Consider the following 24,014-nt stretch of genomic DNA (forward strand, 5'->3'; position numbering starts at 1 on the left):
TCGCCGCGCGAGCGACAGTTCTTTGCCGTCGACGGCAAAACTTGCGACCATGATACCGCCGATCGCGAATCGGTTCGTCGCCGGCGAGACCGAACGCGATGTCATCACCCACGCCCGCGTGCTCGACACCGAGGGCATCAACAGCATCTGCAACCTCCTCGGCGAACACTACGACAGCCCCGAGCCGGCCGCCGCCGACCGCGAATCCTACTGCGCGCTCATCGAGGCGATCGGCGAGGAGGATATCGACGCCACGGTCTCGATCAAACCCTCACAGCTCGGCCTCGGCATCGCCGAGGGATGCTTTCGTTCCAATCTCGAACTCGTCGTCGAGCGGGCGGCCGAGCAGGAAGTGTTCCTCTGGATCGACATGGAGGACCACGAGACGACCGACGCGACGCTCGATGCCTACACCCACCACGTCGAGGAGTACGACGGGATCGGCGTCTGCGTGCAGGCGAACCTCAAACGGACGCCCGACGATCTCCGCCGGCTGGCCGACTACCCGGGAAAGGTCAGACTGGTCAAGGGTGCCTACGACGAACCCGGTGACGTCGCCTATCGGGAGAAGTCGCGGGTCAACGAGGCCTATCGCGAGTGTCTCGAAATCATGTTCGCCGAGTTCGACGGCGGCATCGCAGTCGGCAGCCACGATCCCGCGATGATCGATGACGCCGAGGAGCTCCACGACGAGCACGGAACGGCGTTCGAGATACAGATGCTGATGGGTGTTCGCGAGGACGCACAGCACGACCTCGCCGCCGATCACGAGGTCTATCAGTACATCCCCTACGGCGACAGCTGGCTGTCGTATTTCTACCGTCGGATGATGGAGCGTCGGGAGAACCTGCTGTTCGGGCTGCGCGCGCTGGTCGGCGGATAGCTGGCGATCCGCATCGGACGACGCCGACGGACCGTCGCTCGACCCAGATTTCGCCGGCAGTATCATAACCTTCGGGAAATCATACGGGCCAATGGACTCGTGGAAGCGCGATGGGACCCGTGGACTGGTCGTCCTCGTACCCATCATCGTCACCCTCTACGTGCTCGCATTCGTCTACAATACGATCGCCAGCCTGCCCTTCATCGAGGCGATCCAGCCGGCGATCGTCCGAGTGCCGCTCACGCTCGCGGTGTTCGGACTGCTGGTCTTCGGCGCTGGCTACCTGATGCGCACCGCGAGCGGCCCGTTAGTGGAGGGAGCGATCGACGACGTGATGAACAGCCTGCCGGGACTCCGGGTGGTCTACAACGCCTCGAAGATGGCCGTCGAGACGGCCGTCACGGGCACCGGTGATCTCCAGGCACCGGTGAAACTCGAGACGTGGGACGGCCTGCGGATGACGGCGTTCAAGACGGGTAAGCAAACCGAGGACGGCCGCGACGTGCTCTTCCTGCCGACCGCGCCGAACATCACCACGGGGTTCGTCATCGAGGTCACGCCCGACCAGTACGAGGAGACCGACGAGCGCGTCGAGGACGCACTCACACGGGTTCTCAGCGCCGGTTTCGGCGAGACCAACGACTCCGAAGTCCCCATCGACGTCCGTGATGAACCGCTCTATCGCGAGTCGTAGCGCACCACCGACGGATATTCTCACGCCGACTGCACCAACCGCCGTCGGGCGCTGTCGCGCCGTTTATACCCGGCGCGGTCGATCCGACGGCATGACCGACACGGAGCTCATCGAGGCGCTGCAGCGGGCCGACGCGGTCGAATTCGGCGAGTTCGAACTCTCCCATGGCGGCACGAGCGACTACTACGTCGACAAATACCGCTTCGAAACCGACCCGGACTGTCTCTCGCTGATCGCCGACGCGTTCGCGACACGGCTCGACGACGAGACACTCGCCGGCGTCGCGCTCGGCGGGGTGCCACTGGTGGCCGTGACGAGCGTCGAGACCGATTCGCCGTACGTCATCGCCAGGAAACAGAAAAAGGAGTACGGAACGGGCAATCGGATCGAAGGCGAGCTGGCCGAGGGCGAGTCGGTCGTCGTCATCGAGGACATCGCCACGACGGGCCAGAGCGCGCTCGATGCGGTCACGGCGCTGCAGGAGGCCGGCGCGCACGTCGAGCGCGTGCTCGTCGTCGTCGACCGCGAGGAGGGTGCCTGCGAAACCCTCGCCGAGGCCGACGTCGAACTCGACGCGCTGGTCACGGCGTCGGAACTGCTCGCCGACGAGTAAACCGTCTGCTTGCGTGACGGTATACTGTCGGACAGAGCGGATCGAGGATTTGTGATACGAACGGCTATTCGTCGTACGGGAGTCTTCGATCCACTGTTCACGGATTGCTGTCCGACAGTACAATCGCAAGCGATTCAACCGCCGGGCTGCGCTGAACGCGTATGGCTTCGCTTCCGCCGCGGCGCTGGCTGCTCAGGGGAGCGCTCGCGCTCGTCGTGGGCGCACTGCTCCTCGCGGCGGCCGTCTCGGCGGCCACCTACGAGCCGACGAATCTCGGCCCCGGTACGATCGACGAGCCCGCCAACGGCTCGACGGTCGTGAGCGTGCAGGGGTTCCACTTCCAGGGCATCGACAACGGGAAGAAGCCGGCTCGACTCGTCTCCGCCGACCCACGTGGGGCGACCGAATGGGTCCACAACGGCTCCCAGGAGGGTGCACGCTGGTTCTACGACGTCGATCCGCTCGCGAACGGCAACCTGCTCGTGACCTCTACGGTGCCGGGCGACACCGTGGTGTACGAGCTCGATCCCGAGACCGACAGCCGCGTCTGGGAGGAGACGTTCGACGCCGAGGACACCCACGACGTGGATCTCATCAACGGCGATCAGCTGCTCGTGGCGAACATGCGGAAGACGAACGAATCGGGCGTCGCGAACGACCGGCTCTTCATCTACGATCGCAGCGAGGGTGAGATCGTCTGGGAGTGGACGTTCAACGAACACTTCCCGGAATCGACCGACGGCGGCTACTCGGAAGACTGGTCACACGTCAACGATGTTGACAAGATCGACGATGGGAAATATCTCGCCTCGCCGCGCAACTTCGATCAGGCGATCGTCGTCGATCGGAAAACGGGCAACATTACCACACGCCTCGGCAGCGACGGCAACCACTCGCGGCTGTTCGAACAGCACAACCCCGACTATCTCGAAGGGCCGAACGGCACACCGACGATACTGGTGGCCGACTCGGAGAACGATCGCGTGGTCGAGTACGCCCGCGAGGGCCCCGGCGAGTGGAATCGGACGTGGGAGCTCTCGGGCGGGTTCAACTGGCCGCGTGACGCCGATCGCCTCCCCAACGGCAACACGCTCATCACGGACACGCTCAACCATCGCGTCGTCGAGGTCACGCCCGACGGCGATATCGTCTGGGAGTATTACGCACCGTGGGCACCCTACGACGCCGAACGGCTGAGCGCCGCCGGATCGAGCGAGCGAAACGCCTCGGTCGGCGGGTCACACGGTCCGACCGCGACCGAAATGAACGCGTCGGGCAACTACAGCCTCTCGGGCAGCGCCGAGAGCGGTCCCGGCGACCGGGCGAGGTTTTCGTCGTGGGTCGCGGCCGCAGCAGCCGACACGCCAGTACAGAAGGTCGTCCAGTCGGCCGCCGAGCGCTATGCGCACGTGACGCCGTTCTTCCGCCCGGTCTGGCTGTCGAGCTGGGCCTTCGCCGCGCTCGTCGGGGCGCTGCTCGTCGTGCTCGTCTGGACCGCCGGTGAGCTCGTCTATCAACGCCGGCGCATCCGGCGGCGGGTCGCGGGCGTGTTCTCCTGATCGGTGTTGTGCCCTGCGCGCAACATCGTGGCGTTCTTGTGGCTCGCTCTCGTACTGCTGGTGATGTCGAACCGCGAACTCTACGAACTGGACGGCTGTCCGTACTGTGCGAAAGTGAAGGACAAGCTCGCCGATCTCGATCTCGACTACGAATCGCATATGGTGCCGAGCTCACACGACGAGCGCACCGAAGTCGAGGAGGTCAGCGGCCAGACCGGCGTCCCGGTCCTCGTCGATCCCGAGCACGACGTCGACGGCATGAGCGAGTCCGACGACATCGTCGACTATCTCGACGAGACCTACGGCGACGCAGCGGCCTGAAAACGCGCTTTTTCGTGATGATCAGCGTTCGATAGCGCCGCGTCTCAGTCGAAGTAGCCCTCGTCGTCGAGACCGGCCATGACGTCGTCGACGAGCGGATCGACGTCCTCGTAGGGGAACTCCTGCCGGCCACCGGCCTGGGTGTTGAGCTCCATCGCGGTGAAGCTCACGTCGCCGGACTCGAACGTCGTCGACGGGCCGTTCGGCAGCGCCGGCACGAGATCCATCGGACTCGATACGGGGTAGTCGGCGTCCTCGAACCCGTCGTGAAGCTGCTGTCTGATGTCGTCTTTGTCTGACATCGCAGGTAGGGGATGGTGCCGTCGCGGGGTAGCTCTGTGGCCGCTCATACGGTGGAATTTAAATATTCACGAGTGTCCGCCGTTTGCCCGCTCACACTCACACGACCGCTCATGGCGACACGACATCCAATCAAGAGAGCAGCTGTTCCATCAGTTTGGCTTCGGCCTTGCGGAGATGTTCGTCGATGGTCGAACCCGAAAGGTCGAGCACGGTGGCGATATCGGCATGCGTCGTCTTTCGCGGGATCTCGTAGTAACCGAGCTCGAAGGCCGTCTCGATGACCTCGCGCTGGCGGTCGGTGAGTGCGGCCACCAGCAGGCCATCGCTCTCGGCACCGCCCAGTCGATCGACCGAGCAAGCAACTTCAGAGGGCAGACGCTCCATCGAGCGTTTGATCATCGCGGGCGTCCCGATGACCTGCAGTCGGAGCCCGCGGGCGGTGATCGCGATCGGCGAATCGACGAGCACCCCCTGTTCGAAGAAACAGCGCTCGAACACGGCGAGCTCGCCCTCGACACGGAGATACAGCCCGAACGCGCCACCGTCGTCGTGGATGACGTCGTCGAGAAGGACGTCCGATCGGTCGTCGAGCACCTCAGGAAGGCGGCGTTCGTCACCCTCGATCCGGTAGCACAGCGTGCTCGTTTCCGGGTTGCTCTGGACATGTCTCAACGACTGCCGGTCGAGCGCCGGTGCGGCCGCGAGCGCGTCGTCGACGGGATGGACGAGCCCCTCACCCGGCCGGAGCGAAAGGGTGAACTGCCGGACGTGCGCGCGCTCGTCGGTCGATCGCTCCACCGTCAACTGTACGCGCTGGCGTCGGTGAGTTCCTTCCCCACGATCAGCTTCTGGATCTCCGTGGTGCCGTCGGGAATGGTCATGACGCGGGCGTCGCGGTAGTAGCGTTCGAGCCGGTTCTCGGTCTTCAACCCCTCGCCGCCGAACACCTGGATCGCGTCGTCGGTCACGTCCTTACAGGTCTCGCTGGTGTAGCCCTTCGCCAGCGAGGACATCAGGCGGGCGTCCTCGCTGCCGTCTTCGAGCAGTTCGGCCGCGCGCCGGGAGAGCTGGCGCGAGGTTTCGAGTCCGGCCTTCATGTCGTAGAGCTGCTCGGTGACGAGCTGGTGCTCGGCGATCGGCTTGCCGAAGGTCTCACGGTCGGTCGCTCGATCGAGCGCGGCGTCGAACGCCGCCTGCATGATGCCGACGGACATGAACGACATCCCCGTGCGCATGAACGAGAACGTCGCGTTGAGCGGCTTCTGATCGAAGAACAGCTGGGTGACGCTCTCGGGGAACGGGACGATGTCGTTCATCTCGTTACCCGCCATGATCGCATTGGAGAACATGTTCGAGAGGCGGTTGCCCTCGGGCACGCGCACGTCGTCGAAGGAGATCCGGGCGTTCGAGACGCCCTTCCAGCCCATCTTGTCGATCTCCCGGGTCTCGAAATCGTTGTTCGCGCGGTCGACCATGAACATGTCCGAGGCCCCCGTCGAGTCGTCGTGGGCGACCACGAGCACGCAGTCGGCGTAGTGGGCGTTGCCGACCCACGTCTTCTCGCCATTGATGACGAACTCGTCGCCGTCCTTCTTCGCGACGGTGTTCGGTCGCGCGGTGTCGCTGCCGCCCTCGGGTTCGGTGACGGCGAGCGCCGCGAGACAGTCGCCATCTTCGAGTTTCGGGAGCATCGCCTCCCGGGTCTGCTCGGCGGCGAACTGGACGAACAGGGCGGGAAAGGACATCATCACGCCCACGAGCAGGCTCGGCCAGGTGTAGCTGATCTCCTCGGCGGCGATCGTGAAGTTCCAGACGTCGCCGAAGAAGTTCGGTGCCGTCTCGGGATCGAAGCCGACGCCGAGTTCGTTCAAATCGCTGACGTAGCCGAGCAGTTCCTCTCGGTCCATCGGACCGTTTCTATCGGCCTCGTCGACGATCGGGTCGATCGTTTCGTCGAGATATTCCCGGAGATCGTCGCGAAACGCCCGCTGTTCGTCGGTCAGCTCCATCTCACTCGGGCACCTGCTCGGAGAGGCTGTTCATGATCGGCGCGAGCTTCGTCCCCTTCTGCACCGGACCGTCCATCTCGTACTGTTGTTGCATGAACCCCTGGATGGGGTCGACGTTACCGGTGATGAGCCCCACCAGCACGTCGGCCGGTCCTGTGATGGTGATGTCGGCGTCGTCGAGCTGGCCCGCCCCGCCCGTGACGAGCTCTTCCTCCTCGCGGACCTTCAGGTGGCCCTCCATCGGGCAGTCGTCCGCCTCGAAATTCGTGGTGATGTCCTCGTTGATCTGCTCTTTGACCTCGGGGTTCCGTTCGACCATCACGCGCATGCCCGACCAGAGCAGTTCCTGGAACTGGTCGGCCGTCTCGGGGTTTGCGGAGACGAACGAGGCGATGTCCATCGCCTCCATACGCCCGAGAATTCTGGCCATCACCGCCGGATGCTCGCGCACGAGCTCGTCGGTCTGGCCCTCCATGTCGGCGAGAATGGCCGGGAGGTCCGCTTCGAGCTGGTCCTGCTCCGCTTCGAGCGCGGTCTCGATTCGCTGGATGAGCTGATCGTCGGTCATAGTGTGTGTCGGCTCGTCGCCGACCGTACGATCGAAACGGTCGGGAACGCAATGGGCTTGCTTCGATGAATAACAGGTGCTTTATATACCGTTGGACGAGCGACGGGAGCGTCGTGGGAGCCAGCACCGACCGGGAGAGCGTCATCGCGTCGAGAATTGTCAAAGAGTTATCATAGTCCCGGGCGGATTCGAACCGCCGTCAATGGCTCCAAAGGCCATTATGATTGGCCGCTACACCACGGGACTGCTCGTTGCACAGTCACGTATCGATGGAGCACACTTGAACGCTTCGAGAGGTCCGATCAGTCGGCGGCTCCGCCGTCGGGATCGAGCAGCGCACAGACGTCCTCGTCGGGGGCGAAACAGTCCGGACACTGCGGTTCGCGGTCGATGATCGTGTCGAGGCGCTCGGCGACCGTCTCGTCGATGACGCTTTCGAGCTGGCTGGCTTCGGTGCGGAAGTCCTCGACACCGAGCACTTCGACGAGGAAACGCTCGATGATGCAGTAGGTCTGGAGCGAGTCACGGGCCCGCTCGATCCCCTCGTCGGTGAGCGTCACGCCCTTGTATTTCTCGTGGTCGGCGAGCCCGCGCTCTTCGAGTTTGCCGATCATCTCGTTGGCACTCGCCGGACTCACATCGAGCGAATCGGCCAACCGTCCCGTGGCCGCCGGGCCGTTCTCGACCTGCTGGACGAGATAGATCGCCTTCAGATACTGCTCGGCCGTGTTCATATGTGCCACCCCGAGTGTCCGTGACTCATTCGCGCGCCTCCATCAGTCGCGTGACCTCCTCCGCGCCGTCGGCCTCCTCCTCGCGGATGGCTGAGAGCGTCTCGACGAGGTGTTCGCGGTCGATACCGAACGACGCGGAACTCGCTTCGATAGCGGCGATGAGATCGTCATAGAACTTGTAAGCGGTCTCCTCGTTGCACAGTTGATCGTACAGCACACCGTCGGTGTCACGGTCGCGATCGTAATGGTCGGCGACGAGCGGCTCGATTTGCTCGAACGGGATCCGCTCGGCGTCGAGATCGTCGATCAGCGCCGCCAGCCGGTCGCGGTGATCGGCCGACTCCTCGGCGGCGTGTTCCAACAGCGCCTCGATCTCGGTGTCGAGATCCGCGCTGACGGAGCGATAATGCTGATGCGCGCGTGCCTCGACGACCTCTTCGAGCACCATCCCGATCTGGAGCAGTCGGGCGAGCTGGTGGTCCGAGGCCACCGGCTGGCTGACGCTCACGGAGCGCTCCCGCGCGCAGCGTGGTCGAAAACCGATGCCTCGTTCGTGTCCATAGCCTGTCTGGGGAATCCAACCCCTTAAGCGATTACTCCCGCAGGCGCGCCGCGACGAGATCGTCGAGATCGTCGCGGAACTCCTCGACGGCGATCTCGTCGAGCACCGGCACGAAGAAGCCCTCGACGAGCATGTTCCGTGCCGCCCGCGGCGAGATCCCGCGCGAGGTCATGTAGAACAGGTCCTGCTGGTCGACCTGTCCAACCGTCGCCGAGTGGCTCGCCTCGGTGTCGTGGTTGTTGATGATGAGCTTCGGCGAGGCGTCGGCCTCCGATTCATCGCTCAACATCAGCGTGTTCTCGCGCTGGTAGGAGTTGGTGTTCCAGGCTTCCGTACCCACGTCCTGAACGCCCTCGTAGACCGAGCGTGCCTCGTCGTCGAGCACGCCCCGCGTCACGAGATCGGCGGTCGTGTGTTCGGCCTCGTGCCAGACGCGCGAGGCGACGTCGAAGTGCTGGTCGTCGTGACCGAAGAAGGCCCCGATGATCTGCGATTCGGCACCGTCACCGAGCAGTCGCGTCTCGACCGACGATTTGGTGAGTCGCGAGCCGAGGTTGCCCTCGATCCAGTCGATCGTGCCGTAGGTGTCGGCGTGGCCACGCTTGAGCGAGTAGGTGTACGTCTCCTGATCGACGTTCTGGAGCGAGCCGTACTGAACGGTCGAGTTCTCGTCGGCGTCGATCTCGACGAGTCCCGAGTAGTAGCGCTCACCGTCCATGTCCTCGCCCGTGGTCTGGCGTTCGAGGATCGTCACCGAACTCGACTCGCCGGCAACGACCAGCGTGTAGTTGAACAGCGACCGCGAGTTCATCCGCGTCCGGACGGTGACGTCCTCGGCGTCGACGCCGTCGGGGACGTAGACGACCGTGCCGGTCGAGAACAGCGCGGTCGACAGCGCCGTCAGGTAGTTCTCGGTCGGATCGATGACCGAGCCGAACTTCTCGCGGACGAGCTCCTCGCGCTCGTCGAGCGCCTCGGCGATCGACATGACCTCGACCTCGTCGGGACCGACCTGGTCCTTCTCCTCGGCCGCGTTGAGCGGATCGACGAACCCCGCGAAATCGAGATCGTAGAGGTTCGTCCAGTTACGCCCCGGCGTCCGGATGACGTCGGGCATATCGAGCTCGTCGAGTGCGTCGAGCGCGTCAAGGCGCGTTTCGAGCAGCCACTCCGGCTCGTCGAGGCTCTCGGATATCTCGCGAACCTGTGCTTCCGTGAGATTCGCGTGGAGCTGTGCACTCATCGATTACCCGAGGCTCCCTTCCATCTCGAGCTCGATCAGCCGGTTGAGCTCGACGGCGTACTCGATCGGCAGCTCCTCGGTGATGGGCTCGATGAAGCCGGCGACGATCATCTGTTTGGCGTCGTCGTCGTCCAGTCCGCGCGACTGGAGGTAGAAGACGTCCTCGTCGCCGATCTTCCCCACCGTTGCCTCGTGGGCGACGTCGACCTTCGACTCCTCGATCTCCATGTACGGCATCGTATCGGAGGTCGACTCGTTGTCGAACATCAGCGCGTCACACTCCACGGAGGTACTGGAGTTCTCCGCGCCGTCGGAGATGTGGATCAGACCGCGGTAGTTCGTGCGACCGCCGTCCTTGCTGATCGACTTCGACTCGATGGTGGATTTCGTGTCGGGCGCGTTGTGGTAGACTTTCGCGCCGGTGTCGATATCCTGGCCCTCGCCCGCGAAGGCGATGGTGATGTGGTTGTCGGTCGCACCGCGACCCTTCAGGATCGTCGAGGGGTAGAGCATCGTCGCCTTCGACCCCATCGATCCCGAGATCCACTCCATCGTCCCCTCGGATTCACAGATCGCGCGCTTGGTGTTGAGGTTGTAGGTGTTCTTCGACCAGTTCTGCACCGTCGAATACTGGACGTGGGCGTTCTCGCCGACGAACACCTCGACACCGCCGGAGTGGAGGTTGAACTTCGAGTACTGCGGTGCGGAACAGCCCTCGATATAGTGTACTTCCGAGTTCTCCTCGGCGATGATGAGCGTGTGCTCGAACTGGCCCATTCCCTCCGAATTCATCCGGAAGTACGCCTGGATCGGCATCTCGACGGTGACGCCCTCGGGGACGTAGACGAACGAGCCGCCCGACCAGATCGCACCGTGCAGCGCCGCGAACTTGTTGTCCGACGGCGGCACACAGCTCGTCATGAAGTGTTCCTTGACGAGCTCGGGATGGTCCTGCACCGCCTTGTCCATGTTGCAGAAGATGACGCCCTTCTCCTCCCAGCGCTCCTGCATGTTCTGGTAGACGACCTCCGATTCGTACTGGGCACCGACGCCCGAGAGCGCGTTCTTCTCGGCCTCGGGGATGCCGAGCTTGTCGAAGGTGTCCTTGATCTCATCGGGCAGTTCGGTCCAGTCGTCGACGCTGCCGCGCATGTCGACGTCCGGGCGGATGTACGGGACGATCTCCTTGACGTCGACCTCGCTCAGGTCGGGCTGGCTCGGCCAGTCGGTCGGCATCGGCATCGCGTGGAACTGCCGGAGCGCACGGAGACGTCGCTCGAGCATCCACTCGGGCTCGTCCTTGTCCTCGGAGATGAGACGGATGGTCTCCTCGTCCAGCTCACCCTTCTCGGCCGCGAACGCGGCGTTCTGTTCTTTCTTGAACTCGAAGCGCTTCTCCGAGTCGGTCTCTCGTAGGTGGTCTTGGTCTGAACTCATTGTGTGGTTTGTAGCGGTTGAAGCCTTATCAGGCTGTCTCGTAGGTTTCCTCGCGGACCCAGTCGTAGCCCTCGTCCTCGAGTTTGCGGGCGAGATCGGCATCGCCGCTTTTCGCGATCTTGCCGTCGAGCATGATGTGGACGTGATCGGGCTCGACGTAATCCAGAATCCGCTGGTAGTGGGTGATCTGGAGGATGCCCGCGCCCTGCTCGTCGCGCAGCGCGTTGATGCCCGTCGAGACGTCCTGGAGGCGGTCGATGTCGAGCCCCGAGTCGATCTCGTCGAGCACCGCGACCGACGGCTCCAGAATTGCGGCCTGGAGCACCTCGTTCTGTTTCTTCTCGCCGCCGGAGAAGCCCGCGTTCAGGTAGCGCTGGGCGAACTCGGCGTCCATGTCCAGCTGCTCCATCTTCTCGGACATGATCTCCTGGAACTCCGCGACGCCGACCTCACCCTCCTCGACGTCACCCTCCATCGGCGAGGTCTCGTAGCCCGCGTCCTCGTCGGCCTCTTCGGCCTCGCCCTCGTCGTCCTCGAACAGCTCCTCACGCTCGTCGAGTTTGGCGTTGAGCGCCGTGCGCAGGAAGTTCACCATCGTGACGCCCTCGATCTCGGCGGGATACTGGAAGCCGAGGAAGACGCCGAGCGCCGCGCGCTCGTTCGGTTCGAGATCGAGCAGGTCCCAGGTACGCATCTCGTCGGGGATCTCGACGCCGTCGAATTCGTCCTCGTCGAGATGGATGCGTACCGCACCCTCGGTGACCTCGTAGGCCGGATGCCCCGCGATGACCTTCGCGGTGGTCGATTTGCCCGAGCCGTTCGGCCCCATCAGTGCGTGGATCTCGCCCGACTGGACTTCCAGGTCCACTCCGTCGAGGATCTTCTCGCCGCCCTCTGCGACCTCTGCGTGGAGGTCATCGAGTTCTAAACGTGCCATCGTCCTATCACTCACCCGTTGGCTCGTGACACCCATAATCGTTTCCATTCACCGGTAACGATTTTCGATGAGGGAAAATCATTTTCACCTGTGCGAAAGAGAACTGTTGTGACCGGCGCTCCCGTCGGCTCGACTCCACTATCGGCGGGTGCCGTCCGCAACCCTTTTTCGCGACGGCGCTGAGCCGGGCGTATGGACCCCGTTGGCGTGCTGACGAGCGTCCGCCGCTTCCAGTTCGCCACACCGGACGGCAACCGAACCAACGGCACCAACGGGAGTTTCGAGCAGGGCTCGCAGGAGGTCGTCGAGACCGCCAACCGACTCCTCCCAAAATGGGTGCCCGAGTGGTGGGTGCGAGCCGTCCTCGCCGTCCTCGTGCTCGCGTTCGCGTGGTACGGCGGCAAACTGCTCGTCAGACTGATCGGTCGCCGCGTCGCCCGGCGCTTTCGCCGTCCGAGCGTCAGCCAGGCCGTGTTGCGCTCGATACGCGTCGCCGTCATGTTCCTCGCGGTGCTGACGGCGGCGGCGCTCGTCGGCGTCGGGCTCGACGACATCCTGCTGTCGGTGACGGTGTTGACGGCGGCGGCCGGTGTCGTCATCGCACCGATCCTCGGCAGCATCATCAGCGGCCTGTTCGTCCTCACCGATCAATCCTACGAGATCGGCGACATGATCGAGATCGTCGACGCCGACGATGGCACACGCGGATTCGTCGAGGAGATCACCTTCCAGTACACCAAGATCTTCACGCTCGACAACACCTTTCTGGTGATCCCCAACGGCACGATCCGTGAACGCGACGTGATCAACTACTCGGCCGAGGATCTCCGGACGCGGCTCACCCTCGACGTGCTGATCCCCTACGAGTGCGACCTCGCCGAGGCACGATCGCTCATCGAACGGGCGGCTCGCGAGGACGACATCGTCATCGGCGGCGGCCCGGACATTCGCATCGGCAGCGCGCGCTATCCGGCCGCCCCGACCTGCTACATCGACGAGTACGCCGACAACGGCGTCTCGCTGCGGCTTCGCTACTGGGTGAAGGAGCCCTACAAGCTCACTGCGGTGCGCTCGCGCGTCCAGGAGAACATCTGGGAGGCGTTCGAGGTTGCCGAGATCGGCTTTCCGTACCCGCATCGACAGGTGGTCTTCGACGAACCGGACGATGCCGGGGTTTCGGAGCGCCCGCGATAACGCACCTCAATCGGCCGACGCGGTGACGACCCGACAGTCGAGCTGTTCGCGCAGGAAATCGGCGACGTCGGGTTCGTCGATGAGTCGATCGACCATCCGCCGCCAGCGGCTGGTCTGTTTGCGGCCGATGACGACGATATCGGCGTCCTCCAGGGCGATCTCGTCGAGGATCGTCTCCTCGACAAGGAAGCCCGGTCGCACGGCGTAGCGCGTGTTCGACAGCGGGCCGAAGGCTTCCTCGACGGCGTTTTTCAGCGCCGACTGGGTGACACGCTTGCTCGAATGATAGAGGTCGATATGCAGCACGCTGAGGGCCGCATCGTGTTCGTCGGCGACGTCGATGGCGGTCTTGAGGGTCCGCCGCGAGTGCTCGCTCAGCGGATAGCGAACGGGCACGACGACCAGCGTCATGTAACGGAGGAAACCGTCGGAGACGCCTGAACGTTTCCATTTCGACGCGAGCGCGACCCAGCAGTCACTTGCCGATCGAGCGCCCAATCGAGTTATGGAGGCGACAACGGTCGACGGGCGGACCCGCTACGTCGACCGCGAGCAGACTGTGCGCGGCTCGAAGGGACCGTTCTTCGTCGTCTACACCGACGAGCGCGCCGAGCAGCGGTGGGGCTATCTCTGCGGGAACTGCGAGACCGTCGACAACGCGATGGACGCGATGGGCCGTCTCAAATGTAATCGCTGTGCGAACATCAAGAAGCCCGACGAGTGGGACGCCGCCCACGAGTGAATGGTACTGCCGACGAACGGGATCGCTTCGGTCGGTTTTCGATTTGCATTTAATAGTGTGTGGAAGAAGTATAGACTAGACAACAAATACTTCCCTCGACCGATCCGATACACCGGCCACAGTATGCCGTACAGCAAGGGATCGGACACCGAGGAATACTGTCCACAGTGCGATGCCGTCCAGTCCGTCGTCAAAACCGTTGCGTGGCAACCGAACCAATGTCGGGAGTGCGGAACCGAACTCCCCGACGACACGGAATCGGAACGATAATCGCTGCTTTTGCAACAGTTGCCCCGTTTCGCGGCGTGAAACGGCGACGGATGATACATCGCTGCTCGCCGTTGACCATCGCTTAGCAACCTTTTTGTTCGTCGACCGGGAATCGATATTTCGTCATGTTATTACGTGGCACTGTCGTTGCCGATGCACATACCGTCATCCGCGATGGGGCGGTCGTCGTCGAGGACGACCGGATCGCCGCCGTCGGCGATGCGGCGTCGCTAGAGGAGAACCATCCCGATCACGAGATCACCGATCACGACGTGCTCGCGCCGGGGCTCGTCGGCGGTCACATCCACTCGGTACAGAGTCTCGGACGGGGGATCGCCGACGATACGGCACTGCTTGACTGGCTGTTCGACTACATCCTCCCGATGGAGGCGAACCTCGACGCCGACGGGATGGAGGCGGCCGCCAAACTCGGCTATCTCGAATGCATCGAGAGCGGCACGACCACCTGTATCGACCATCTCTCGGTGGCGCACGCCGATCGTGCCTTCGAGGCGGCCGGCGAGATCGGCATCCGCGGGCGGCTCGGGAAGGTGCTCATGGATCAGGAGTCGCCCGACGGGCTGCTGGAGGAGACCGACGCCGGCCTCGACGAGAGCGAGCAGCTCATCCAGGAGTATCACGGCGCGTTCGACGATCGCATCCGCTATGCGGTGACGCCACGGTTCGCGGTGAGCTGTTCGGAAGACTGTCTCCGCGGGGCGCGCGAGCTCGCCGACAAGTACGACGGGGTGACGATTCACACGCACGCGAGCGAGAACCAGGACGAGATCGAGACCGTCGAGCGCGAGACCGGCTATCGCAACATCCACTGGCTCGACGAGGTCGGACTCACAGGGGAAGACGTCGTGCTCGCCCACTGCGTCCACACCGACGAGACTGAGCGCGAGGTGCTCGCCGAAACCGGCACGCACGTCACCTACTGTCCGTCGTCGAACATGAAACTCGCCTCGGGCATCGCGCCGGTGCCCGACTACCTCGATCGCGGGATCAACGTCGCGCTCGGCAACGACGGCCCGCCGTGTAACAACACGCTCGATCCGTTCACGGAGATGCGCCAGGCCAGTCTGCTCCAGAAGGTCGACGCGCTCGATCCGACGAGCACGCCCGCCGAGACGGTCTTCGAGATGGCGACGATCAACGGGGCCGACGCCGCCGGCTTCGAGCGGGTCGGCAAGCTCGAAGAGGGCTGGAAGGCCGACATCATCGGCCTCACGACCGATCTCACGCGCGCGACGCCGCTGCACGACGTGCTCTCGCATCTCGTCTTCGCGGCTCACGGCGACGACGTCGAGTTCACGATGGTCGATGGCAACGTGCTCTACGAGGACGGCGAGTTCGCGCACGTCGACGCGGCGGCGATCCGCCGGGAGGCACGGAGCGTGGACCTCGATATCGACGCGCTCGCCGCCGAAGCACCGTGACGACGGCGGTCGACACGCTGATCCGCGGTACACTGGTGAACGTCCATACCGGTGAACTCGAAGACGGCGCGATCGCGATCGACGACGGCGAGATCGTCGCGCTCGCCGAGCGCCCGGCCGACCGCGAGATCGAGGTCGGCTACGTCGCACCGGGGTTGATCGACGCTCACATGCACGTCGAGTCGTCGATGGTCACGCTGCCCCACTACGGCGCGGCAGTCGTCCCGCGTGGCGTGACGGGCATCGTCTGGGACCCCCACGAGATCGCGAACGTCTGCGGCGCGGCGGGCGTTCGGGCCGCCATCGACGACGCCGAGCACACGCCGCTCAAGGCCCGCATCACCGTGCCGTCGAGCGTTCCCGCGTCGGACCTTCAGGACACCGGTGCGAGTCTCGACGCCGACACCGTCGCCGATCTACTCGACGCGCCCCGTGTCGTGGCGCTCGGCGAGGTGATGAACGTCCCCGGCGTCGTCGCCGGCGATACAACTGTGCACGCGAAGATCGACGCCGCCCGCGAGCGCGGGCTCCCGGTCGACGGCCACCTGCCGCGGGTTCGAGGCGACGATCTCCAGGAGGCCGCACGCCATCTCGACAGCGATCACGAGAGCATCACGCTCGCGGAGGCGCGCGCGAAGGCCGACGTCGGCCTGCGGGTTTATCTCCGCGAGGGATCGGCGAGCAAGAACCTCGTCAACCTGCTCGATCTCGTCGAGGCGGTCGACGATCGATGGCTCGGTCTCTGTACCGACGACCGCCACGTGACCGATCTCGTCGAGCACGGTGGGATCGACTTCGCCGTCGCCACGGCGATCGACGAGGGCGTCGATCCCGTGACGGCAGTCCGGATGGCGACGATCAACGTCGCCGAGAGCTACGACCTCCCGTTCGGTCGTCTCAAGCCGGGCTCGCCGGCCGATCTCGTCCTGCTCGACGAGCTCGATCCGTGGACCCCCACGGGCGTGATGATCGACGGCGTGCTCGATCCGACCGCCGATCGTCCGGAGCCACCGTCCTCGTCGATCCCCACGGACACCGTCTCGTTCGAGCCGGTCGAAGGTGAGGATCTCGCGATCGAAGCCCCGGACGGCGACGGAGCGGTCGCGGTGCGAGCGATCGACGCCGTCGGCGGGCTCCAGACCGCACGACTGGAGGCCAGCGTACCACGGTCGGATGGCGTGCTCCAGGCCGCCATCGACGACGATGTCCTCCCGCTCGCCGTCGTCGAGCGCCACGGCGGCGACGGCAGCATCGGTCACGGGTTCGTCCACGGGCTCGGGCTCGATCGTGGCGCAGTCGCGAGCACCGTCGCCCACGACGCCCACAACGTCGTCGTCGCGGGCGCGTCCCACGAGGCGATGGCGACGGTTGCGAATCAGCTCCGCGAAATCGGCGGTGGCGTCGCCGTCCACGATCCGGCGTCCGGCGAGACGACCGCGCTCTCGCTGCCGGTGGCAGGACTGATGTCAGACGACCCGCTCGACGTCGTCGCCGAGGAGTTCGGTGCGGTCGAGGAAGCGGCCCGGACGATCGGGCTCGATCACGACGGCGGCCTGATGGAGCTGTCCTTCCTCTCGCTCGAAGTGATCCCCGAGCTCCGGCTCACCAACAACGGGCTCGTCGACGTCGCGACGATGGAGTACGTCGACACCGTTCGCGATCGGTAGCACTGTTCGGTCGTTTAAAACGTGGAGAGGGTTCGGATTTCGAGGTTTTTCGTCGCTTCATCACCTGAAACGGTATGCTCTCGAACGGAGTTACATCGCGCCCTGGAGCATCCCGCTGGTGCGGACGAAGAAGTAGACGACGAACGCGGCGGCGATCAGCCACTGGCCGACGCTGATGTCGTCGAACTCGCCGACGGCGGTCTTCGTGATCGGGTAAGAGATGAGGCCGGCGGCGATCCCGTAGGCGATCGAGTAGGTGAGCGGCATGACGAGGATCGTCAGCCCGGCGGGGATCGCGTGGGCGATGTTGTCCCATTCGATGTCGACGACGTTTCTGAGCATCAGGAGCGCGACGACGACCAGCGCGATGTGCGAGGCGTACTGCGGGATCACGGCCGCGAACGGGACGATCACGAGCGCGACGAGGAACAGCGCGGCGATCACCAGCGCCGTCATCCCCGTCCGTCCGCCCTCCTCGACGCCGGTGGCGGATTCGACGAACGTCGTCACCGTCGAGGAGCCGATCATCCCGCCGGCCGTGGTACCGACCGCGTCGGCCATCAGCGGCTTGTCGATGTCGGGGAAGTTGCCGTCCTCGTCGAGGAAGCCGCCGGCCTGTCCGACGCCGACGAGCGTCCCTGCGGTGTCGAAGAAGTCGACGAAGAAGAACGTGAACACGATGAGCGAGAACACGAACGCGTCGACGTTGGCGAACCCGCTCAGGAAGGCACCGATCAGCGGCGTGATGTCGTACTGGGCGCTCGGCAGCGTCGATGGGAACAGGACGCCGGGATCGACGAACCCGGCGACGGTCGCGAGGTAGCCGAGCACCGTCGTGAGGACGATGCCGACGACGATCGAGCCGCGGATCCCGCGCGCGTACAGCGCGAGCGTGACGAACAGCCCGAACACCGCGAGCAGCGCGACGGGGTTCGACGCGACCGAGCCGAGCGTCACGAGCGTCGCCGGGTCGGCGACGACGACCTCCATCGCCTGGAGCCCGATGATCGCGAGATAGAAGCCGATCCCGGTGCCGATGGCGTACTTCACCGGGGCGGGGAACAGCCTGATGACGTACGAGCGCGCGCCGACGGCCGTCAACAGGATGAAGATCACACCCTCGGTGAACACCGCCGCCAGCGCGGTCTGCCACGGGACGCCGATCGTTCCGATGACCGTCAGCGCGAAGAAGGCGTTCAGCCCGAGCCCGGGCGCAAGCCCGAACGGGCGGTTGGCGTACAACGCCATCACCAGCAGCGCGATCACCGACGCGACAATCGTCACGACCGTCAGCATCTGTTGGACCTCCACCGGGGTGTAGCCCTGCATCACGATCCCGGGCTTGCCCTCGCTCGGTACGCCGGTCAGTATCGCCGGGTTGACGACGATGATGTACGACATCGCGAGGAAGGTCGTGATCCCCGCGACGATCTCCGTTCGGAGATCGGTGCCGTGTTCATCGAAGCCGAAGTAGTTCGCGAGCGTGGTCGTTACCGACCCACCCTCGCTCTCTCCACCTGCAGACTGCTTGTTACCACCTGCCATAATATGCTCCCATACTACCTACCGGCTTAATTGTTGGGGTCGTTCGTGAGTAATGATGTAATATAATTGAATATTGCCGTATGTCGCCGCAGTCAGCCAGATATCCGACATCCATACCGTATATTTAATTATGAGGAACCAAAACGATATCGTCATGAACCTTTTGGATAATAAACGTTTAGGCACAACAGTTATGTGTATCGAAACCACACCACAGCCAGACGTCTCACGGCGGGAGCGCCCCGCTGAACGGCGATAAACAACCTAAACGACCATGACAGTAGAAATCGACCTCACGCTCAACGGTGAGGAACGGACCTTCGAGGCCGAGCGGTCGGATTCGCTGCTCGACGTCCTCAGGAAGAACGGCTACACCGGCGCGAAACGCGGCTGTGATACGGGCAACTGCGGCTTCTGCACCGTCACCGTCGACGGTGAATCGACGATGTCCTGTATCGAACCGGTCGCGACGATCGACGGCGCGACCGTCGAGACGATCGAGAGCCTCGGCAGCCAAGACGATCTCCACCCGGTACAGTCGGCGTTCGTCGACAACGCTGCACTCCAGTGTGGCTTCTGCATTCCCGGGATGATCATGCGCTCGCGGGACTTCCTGGAGGAGAACCCCGATCCCGACAGGGAGGAGATCCGCGCGGCGCTCTCGGACAACCTCTGTCGCTGCACCGGCTACGAGAAGATACTCGACGCCGTCGAGGACGCGGCCGAGCGGATGGACGGCGACACCGCGGTCGCCGCCGACGGTGGCCAGCCCGTCGACGACGTATCCTGTTCGGGCTGTGGCTGTGGGGTGAACGATGAGTAAACCCGACGACGCCGGCAGCAGCGAACGCCAGCACACCGCCGCGGCCGAGAGCGAACATCCGATGGAGTGGGACGAAGCACCGAACAACCGCAAGCCGGCGAGCGATCGCCAGACGATCTCCGAGCGCGAGGAGAAAGACGACGCGCGCAAGATCGTCACCGGCGAGTCGAAATACACCGCCGACTACGCCAAGCATTTCCCCGATCTCGCCGCGGGCTCGGTGCTGCGCTCGGACATCGCACACGGGCGCGTGACCGAGATCGACGCGAGCGCCGCCGAGGAGATGGAGGGTGTCTACGCCGTCGTCACACCCGACTCGGAAGAGGTACCCGACAAACCGTACACCTCCTCCGGCCAGCCCTACCCCGAGCCGAGCCCCTGGGACCTGCACGTGCTCCGGCGGGAGGTCAACTACGTCGGCGATCCGATCGCCGCGGTCGCTGCCGTCGACGGCGACACCGCCGACCGGGCGACGCGCGCGATCGAGGTCAGCTACGAGGAAGAGGAGGGGGTCTTCGATACCGCTGCGGCGACCAACCCCGACGCGCCGCAGATCCACGATCCCGACAACATCGAGAACCATCAGCCCGGCGCGGACTACGAGCGCAACATCGAATCGCACATCGAGGGCGAGATCGGCGACGTGGCGGGTGCGTTCGAGGCAGCCGCCGACAGCGACGACCGGATCGTGACCGAAACCGAGTGGGAACTCCCCTACCAGTCACACTGCGTCCCCGAACCGCACACGACGATCGCCCACCGTGACGAGGACGCTCGCTATCACCTCATCACGAGCACGCAGGTGCCCTACCACACGCGCCGACAGCTCTCGCATCTGTTCGACGTGCCGATCAGGGATATCCGCGTGAGCAAACCCCGCATCGGTGCCGGCTTCGGTGCAAAGCAGTCGATGCTGATCGAGCCGATCACGATCGCGCTGATGGAGGCCGCCGGTCGGCCGGTGAAGCTCGAAACGACCCGTCGCGAGCAGTTCTACGCGCTCCGTTCGCGCCGACCCGCCCGCGTGCGCATGCGCAGCGTCGTCACCGACGAGGGTGACGTCGAGGCGCTCGACCTGTCGGCGGTGACGAACTCCGGGGCGTACGGGCCACACGGGATGACGGTCGGCAGCTCGGTCGGCTCGAAACCGCTGCCGCTGTACACGCACGCACCGAACATTCGTTTCGAGGCGACGGCGGTTCACACGAACCTCCCGGTCGCGGGCGCGATCCGCGGCTACGGCGCGCCACAGGGTCACTTCGCCCTCGAAGGCCACATGGACGAGGTCGCCCACGAGCTCGACATGGATCCCCTGGAGCTTCGCGCGCGCAACCGCATCGAGGAGGGCGACATCGACGACGCCTCCGGGGTGCTCTCGGGTGGTGAACACACCCGCCGGATCCGCTCGTGCGGGCTCGGCGAGTGCATCGACCGCGGGAAGGAAGCGATCGGCTGGGACGAGGTCGAACAGCCCGACGAGGAGCATCTCCACCGGGCCTGTGGCGTCGCGCTCACCGCACAGAAAAGCGGTGTCGCCGGCGACGAGCTCGGTGCCGCACACATCAAGATGAACGAGGACGGATCGTTCATCCTTCAGACCGGTGCCGTCGATATCGGTCCCGGCGCGGACACCGCGATGGCCCAGATCGCCGGCGAGGTGCTCGGAGCGCCGCCCGAGGACGTGCTCGTCCAGCCGTCGGACACGGACGTCTCACCGTTCGACTACGGTGCCTACGCCTCCTCGACGACGTACGTCACCGGGCAGGCAGTCAAGAAAGCCGCCGAGAAGGCACGCACGCAGCTGCTTGAGTTCGCCGCGAAGCTGCTCGACGAGCCCCCGGAGACGCTCGAAGCGCGCGATGGCGCGGTCCACGCCGAGCGTACCGGCGAGTCGGTCACGCTCGAAGAGGTCGGCTACGGCTCGATCTACGGCGACGACGAGCGCGCACAGGTGATGGGCGAGGCGAGCCACAGCACCGACGAATCGCCGCCGCCGTTCGGCGCACAGTTCGTCGACGTTACCGTCGACGATCGCACCGGCGAGTTCGAGATCCACGATCTCGTCTACGCCGTCGACTGTGGCGTCGCGATCAATCCGGACCTCGTCGAGGGTCAGATCGAGGGTGCGCTGCACATGAGCTACGAGCTCGCCGTCTCCTCGGGCTACTCGTTCGACGAGGACGGCACGCCCGAAACCCTCGGCTTCCGTGACTACGGGATGCCGACGGCCGACGACCAGCCACCGATCGAGTCGATCATCGTCGAGACCCACGAGCCGACGGGGCCGTTCGGCGCGAAATCCGTCGCCGAGATCCCGGTCAACGGCGTGCCACCGGCACTCAGCAACGCCATCCGCAACGCCGTCGACGTCCGTGTCAGCGACCTGCCGATCACCGCCGAGAAGATCGAGGCGAAACTCGACACGGCGGACGAGGCCGCCGACTGAAGCCACCGATGTCGCCGATCGGTTCTCGCTACCGTTTTTTCCCTCGCAGCAGTGAGGGTGGGGCAAACTCCCGATAGCCATCCGACGAACGACCGAATCGTTTTCCGTGTCTGCCGTTCCGACATAAGGACGGGACGATCACATGGCACGCGTCGAACTCCTCGTTGCGCTCGTCGCCCTGGTGTTCACGATCGGCATCTTCGCGCAGGTGCTGGCCGATCGCTACCGCATTCCGAGCATCATCTTCCTCATCGTCGCCGGGATCGTCCTCGGCCCCGAGGGGCTCGGCATCGTCACGCGCGAGGCGTTCGGCGTCGCGCTCCCGGTGATCGTCGATCTCTCGGTCGCGCTCATCGTCTTCGAGGGAGCCTTCCATCTCCGCTATGAGGACCTCAAGGCGACGCGGTCGACGCGGCTTCGTCTCATCACCGTCGGCGCGCTGATCTCGCTGGTCGGCACCGCGATCACGGTGCGGTTCGCGCTCGGCACGCCGTGGGATCTCGCCTTCCTGATCGGGTCGTTGCTCGTCGCGACCGGCCCGACCGTCATCGATCCGATCCTCGACGTGGTTGCGGTGCGGGACTCCGTGGCGAACGCGCTCTCGTTCGAGGGCGTCGTCAACGACGTGACCGCGGCGATCCTCGCGTACGTCTCGTTCGAGGTCGTGCTCGCCGAGCAGCCGACGCGGATCGCGTTTCTGGAAGAGTTCGCCGCGCGACTTGCCATCGGGATCGTCGTCGGCGCGCTCGTCGCGGTCGTCCTGCGATCGCTGATCCGGGCGGTCGATCGTGCGGCGGGCAACGCCGCCCAGAACGCACGCCTACTCGCGCTCGCGGGTGCGTTCGTCGCCTACGCCGGAGCGACCCTGCTCGCCGAGGAGGCCGGCATCGCCGCGGCCGCCACCGCCGGTCTCGCGCTTGGGAACCTCGACGTTCCCTACAAGGAGACGATCAGTGAGTTCAAAGGCGACGTCACCACGCTGTTGCTCTCGTTCATCTTCATCGCGCTGGCCGCGCTGCTGTCGTTCGATGACATCGCCGCGCTCGGCGTCGGCGGGCTGGTGGTCGTCGTGGCGGTGATGTTCGTCATCCGGCCACTTTTGGTGTTCATCTCGACGCGCGGCCGCCAGTTCAGCCGCGACGAGCGCCTGTTCATGAGTCTCATCGGGCCGCGCGGGATCATCCCCGCATCGGTCGCGACGCTGTTTGCCGTCGAACTCACGGATGCCGGACTTCCGGAGCAGGCGACGACGCTCGTCGGGACGGTGTTTCTCGTGATCCTCGCGACGGTCGTCCTCGAAGGCGGATTGGCACCATATATTGCGTCGGCGCTCGACGTGGTGCCCATGCAGATCGTCATCGTCGGCGGCGGCACGGTCGGGCGTGGCCTCGCCGAGCGGTTCGACGCACACGGTGAAAACCCGGTCCTGATCGAGAGCGACGCCGACATCGCCCGTCGGGCGCGCGACGACGGCCATACGGTCCACGTCGGCGACGGGACCGTCGCCGAGACGCTCCGCGATGTCGGCGTCGCCGACGCGAAACTCCTCGTCGTCGCAACCGGCGACGACGACGCGAACCTGCTGGCTGCACAGCTCGCTCGCTCGACGTTCGACGTCGATCACATCATCGCGCGGGTGAACGAACCGGAGAACACCGATGCCTTCGAGGATCTCGGGGTTCGGGCGATCTCGCCGACGGAATCGGCGATCTGGGCGATCGACAACCTCGTCGAGCGTCCCGCACTCCTGAAGTGGACCGTCGAGTTGGGACAGTCGGGCGACGTCCGCGAGGTCGACGTCACCGCCGACGCAACCGTGGGCCGGTCGATCGCCGCGGTCAGAAACGATCTCCCGAGCGAGTGTCTGCTCGCGCTCGTGAACCGCGACGGCACGAACCACTATCCGGGCGACGATTTCGATCTGGAGCGCGGCGACACCGTTACGTTGCTCGGCCGGACCGAGGCCGTCGACGACGCCCGTGCACTATTCGGGCGGACCGGGTAGCGATCGACGGGTCGAAC

General features: G+C 64.8%; 23 protein-coding genes and 1 tRNA gene. 12 read left to right on the plus strand and 12 right to left on the minus strand.

All coding sequences use genetic code 11. The features are described 5' to 3' along the window. Positions 1-49: 49 nt before the first annotated feature. The 5 genes from C448_RS00765 to C448_RS00785 all read left to right on the plus strand — a co-directional run bounded on the left by C448_RS00765 (position 50) and on the right by C448_RS00785 (position 4,070). Entirely contained in the window at positions 50-883 is an 834-nt protein-coding gene (locus C448_RS00765; RefSeq protein ID WP_004051169.1) for a proline dehydrogenase family protein, read from the plus strand. Positions 884-974: 91 nt separating this feature from the next. After that, the gene (locus C448_RS00770) at positions 975-1,577 is read left to right on the plus strand and encodes a DUF502 domain-containing protein (protein ID WP_004051172.1); all 603 of its coding nucleotides are present in this window, start codon (positions 975-977) and stop codon (positions 1,575-1,577) included. Positions 1,578-1,668: 91 nt separating this feature from the next. Next, on the plus strand, positions 1,669-2,190 hold the full coding sequence (pyrE, locus tag C448_RS00775; RefSeq protein ID WP_004051174.1) for an orotate phosphoribosyltransferase: 522 nt from the start codon (positions 1,669-1,671) through the stop codon (positions 2,188-2,190). A gap of 161 nt (positions 2,191-2,351) precedes the next feature. Beyond that, entirely contained in the window at positions 2,352-3,749 is a 1,398-nt protein-coding gene (locus C448_RS00780; protein WP_004051176.1) for an aryl-sulfate sulfotransferase, read from the plus strand. Between the two features lie 63 nt (positions 3,750-3,812). Then, complete coding sequence (locus C448_RS00785) at positions 3,813-4,070, plus strand: glutathione S-transferase N-terminal domain-containing protein (protein WP_004051178.1); 258 nt, start codon at positions 3,813-3,815, stop codon at positions 4,068-4,070. 44 nt (positions 4,071-4,114) lie between these two features. Here C448_RS00785 and C448_RS00790 read toward each other — a convergent pair whose 3' ends face one another. The 10 genes from C448_RS00790 to C448_RS00835 all read right to left on the minus strand — a co-directional run bounded on the left by C448_RS00790 (position 4,115) and on the right by C448_RS00835 (position 11,863). After that, a complete protein-coding gene (locus C448_RS00790) occupies positions 4,115-4,372 on the minus strand; it encodes an MTH865 family protein (protein WP_004051180.1) in 258 nt (85 codons plus the stop codon). A 130-nt stretch (positions 4,373-4,502) separates the two neighbouring features. Further along, a complete protein-coding gene (locus C448_RS00795) occupies positions 4,503-5,171 on the minus strand; it encodes a helix-turn-helix domain-containing protein (protein ID WP_004051182.1) in 669 nt (222 codons plus the stop codon). A 2-nt stretch (positions 5,172-5,173) separates the two neighbouring features. Beyond that, a complete protein-coding gene (locus C448_RS00800) occupies positions 5,174-6,382 on the minus strand; it encodes an acyl-CoA dehydrogenase family protein (RefSeq protein WP_004051184.1) in 1,209 nt (402 codons plus the stop codon). 1 nt (position 6,383) lies between these two features. Then, a complete protein-coding gene (locus tag C448_RS00805) occupies positions 6,384-6,950 on the minus strand; it encodes an SCP2 sterol-binding domain-containing protein (RefSeq protein ID WP_004051186.1) in 567 nt (188 codons plus the stop codon). Between the two features lie 173 nt (positions 6,951-7,123). Continuing rightward, a tRNA-Gln gene (locus tag C448_RS00810) sits at positions 7,124-7,196 on the minus strand. Positions 7,197-7,252: 56 nt separating this feature from the next. Next, a complete protein-coding gene (locus tag C448_RS00815; protein WP_004051188.1) occupies positions 7,253-7,684 on the minus strand; it encodes a metal-dependent transcriptional regulator in 432 nt (143 codons plus the stop codon). Between the two features lie 25 nt (positions 7,685-7,709). After that, the gene (locus C448_RS00820; RefSeq protein WP_004051190.1) at positions 7,710-8,192 is read right to left on the minus strand and encodes a hypothetical protein; all 483 of its coding nucleotides are present in this window, start codon (positions 8,190-8,192) and stop codon (positions 7,710-7,712) included. A gap of 85 nt (positions 8,193-8,277) precedes the next feature. Next, positions 8,278-9,489, minus strand: a complete 1,212-nt coding sequence (gene sufD, locus C448_RS00825) for a Fe-S cluster assembly protein SufD (protein WP_004051192.1) — start codon at positions 9,487-9,489, stop codon at positions 8,278-8,280. 3 nt (positions 9,490-9,492) lie between these two features. After that, positions 9,493-10,926, minus strand: coding sequence for a Fe-S cluster assembly protein SufB (gene sufB / locus C448_RS00830; protein WP_004051194.1), 1,434 nt, complete (start codon positions 10,924-10,926; stop codon positions 9,493-9,495). Positions 10,927-10,954: 28 nt separating this feature from the next. Further along, positions 10,955-11,863 carry an ABC transporter ATP-binding protein gene (locus tag C448_RS00835; RefSeq protein ID WP_004051195.1) on the minus strand — a complete coding sequence of 303 codons (909 nt, stop codon included), beginning with the start codon at positions 11,861-11,863 and terminating at the stop codon, positions 10,955-10,957. A 192-nt stretch (positions 11,864-12,055) separates the two neighbouring features. Between C448_RS00835 and C448_RS00840 the strand changes: the two genes are divergently transcribed. Then, the gene (locus C448_RS00840) at positions 12,056-13,057 is read left to right on the plus strand and encodes a mechanosensitive ion channel family protein (RefSeq protein ID WP_004051196.1); all 1,002 of its coding nucleotides are present in this window, start codon (positions 12,056-12,058) and stop codon (positions 13,055-13,057) included. Between the two features lie 6 nt (positions 13,058-13,063). Here C448_RS00840 and C448_RS00845 read toward each other — a convergent pair whose 3' ends face one another. After that, complete coding sequence (locus C448_RS00845; protein WP_004051197.1) at positions 13,064-13,468, minus strand: universal stress protein; 405 nt, start codon at positions 13,466-13,468, stop codon at positions 13,064-13,066. Between the two features lie 94 nt (positions 13,469-13,562). On the opposite strand from C448_RS00845, the gene C448_RS00850 reads away from it, so the two are divergent. From C448_RS00850 to C448_RS00860, 3 genes are all read left to right on the plus strand, one after another. After that, the gene (locus C448_RS00850) at positions 13,563-13,799 is read left to right on the plus strand and encodes a DUF5816 domain-containing protein (RefSeq protein ID WP_004051198.1); all 237 of its coding nucleotides are present in this window, start codon (positions 13,563-13,565) and stop codon (positions 13,797-13,799) included. A gap of 395 nt (positions 13,800-14,194) precedes the next feature. Beyond that, on the plus strand, positions 14,195-15,511 hold the full coding sequence (locus tag C448_RS00855; RefSeq protein WP_004051199.1) for a 5'-deoxyadenosine deaminase: 1,317 nt from the start codon (positions 14,195-14,197) through the stop codon (positions 15,509-15,511). Further along, the gene (locus C448_RS00860) at positions 15,508-17,178 is read left to right on the plus strand and encodes an adenine deaminase (protein WP_004051200.1); all 1,671 of its coding nucleotides are present in this window, start codon (positions 15,508-15,510) and stop codon (positions 17,176-17,178) included. Before C448_RS00855 ends, C448_RS00860 begins: the two co-directional genes overlap by 4 nt. Positions 17,179-17,268: 90 nt before the next feature. On the opposite strand, the gene C448_RS00865 is transcribed toward C448_RS00860, so the two are convergent. Continuing rightward, positions 17,269-18,723 (minus strand): NCS2 family permease, encoded by a 1,455-nt coding sequence (locus C448_RS00865; protein WP_004051201.1) that lies wholly within the window; start codon positions 18,721-18,723, stop codon positions 17,269-17,271. Positions 18,724-18,997: 274 nt separating this feature from the next. Between C448_RS00865 and C448_RS00870 the strand changes: the two genes are divergently transcribed. From C448_RS00870 to C448_RS00880, 3 genes are all read left to right on the plus strand, one after another. Then, positions 18,998-19,546: a (2Fe-2S)-binding protein gene (locus C448_RS00870; protein WP_004051202.1), complete on the plus strand. Its 549-nt coding sequence runs from the start codon at positions 18,998-19,000 to the stop codon at positions 19,544-19,546. Then, positions 19,539-21,992: a xanthine dehydrogenase family protein molybdopterin-binding subunit gene (locus tag C448_RS00875; protein WP_004051203.1), complete on the plus strand. Its 2,454-nt coding sequence runs from the start codon at positions 19,539-19,541 to the stop codon at positions 21,990-21,992. The genes C448_RS00870 and C448_RS00875 overlap by 8 nt, the downstream gene beginning before the upstream one ends. 142 nt (positions 21,993-22,134) lie before the next feature. Beyond that, on the plus strand, positions 22,135-23,997 hold the full coding sequence (locus C448_RS00880) for a cation:proton antiporter domain-containing protein (protein WP_004051205.1): 1,863 nt from the start codon (positions 22,135-22,137) through the stop codon (positions 23,995-23,997). Positions 23,998-24,014 lie beyond the last annotated feature (17 nt).

The organism is Halococcus morrhuae DSM 1307, assembly GCF_000336695.1.
In the GTDB taxonomy this organism is placed as follows: domain Archaea; phylum Halobacteriota; class Halobacteria; order Halobacteriales; family Halococcaceae; genus Halococcus; species Halococcus morrhuae.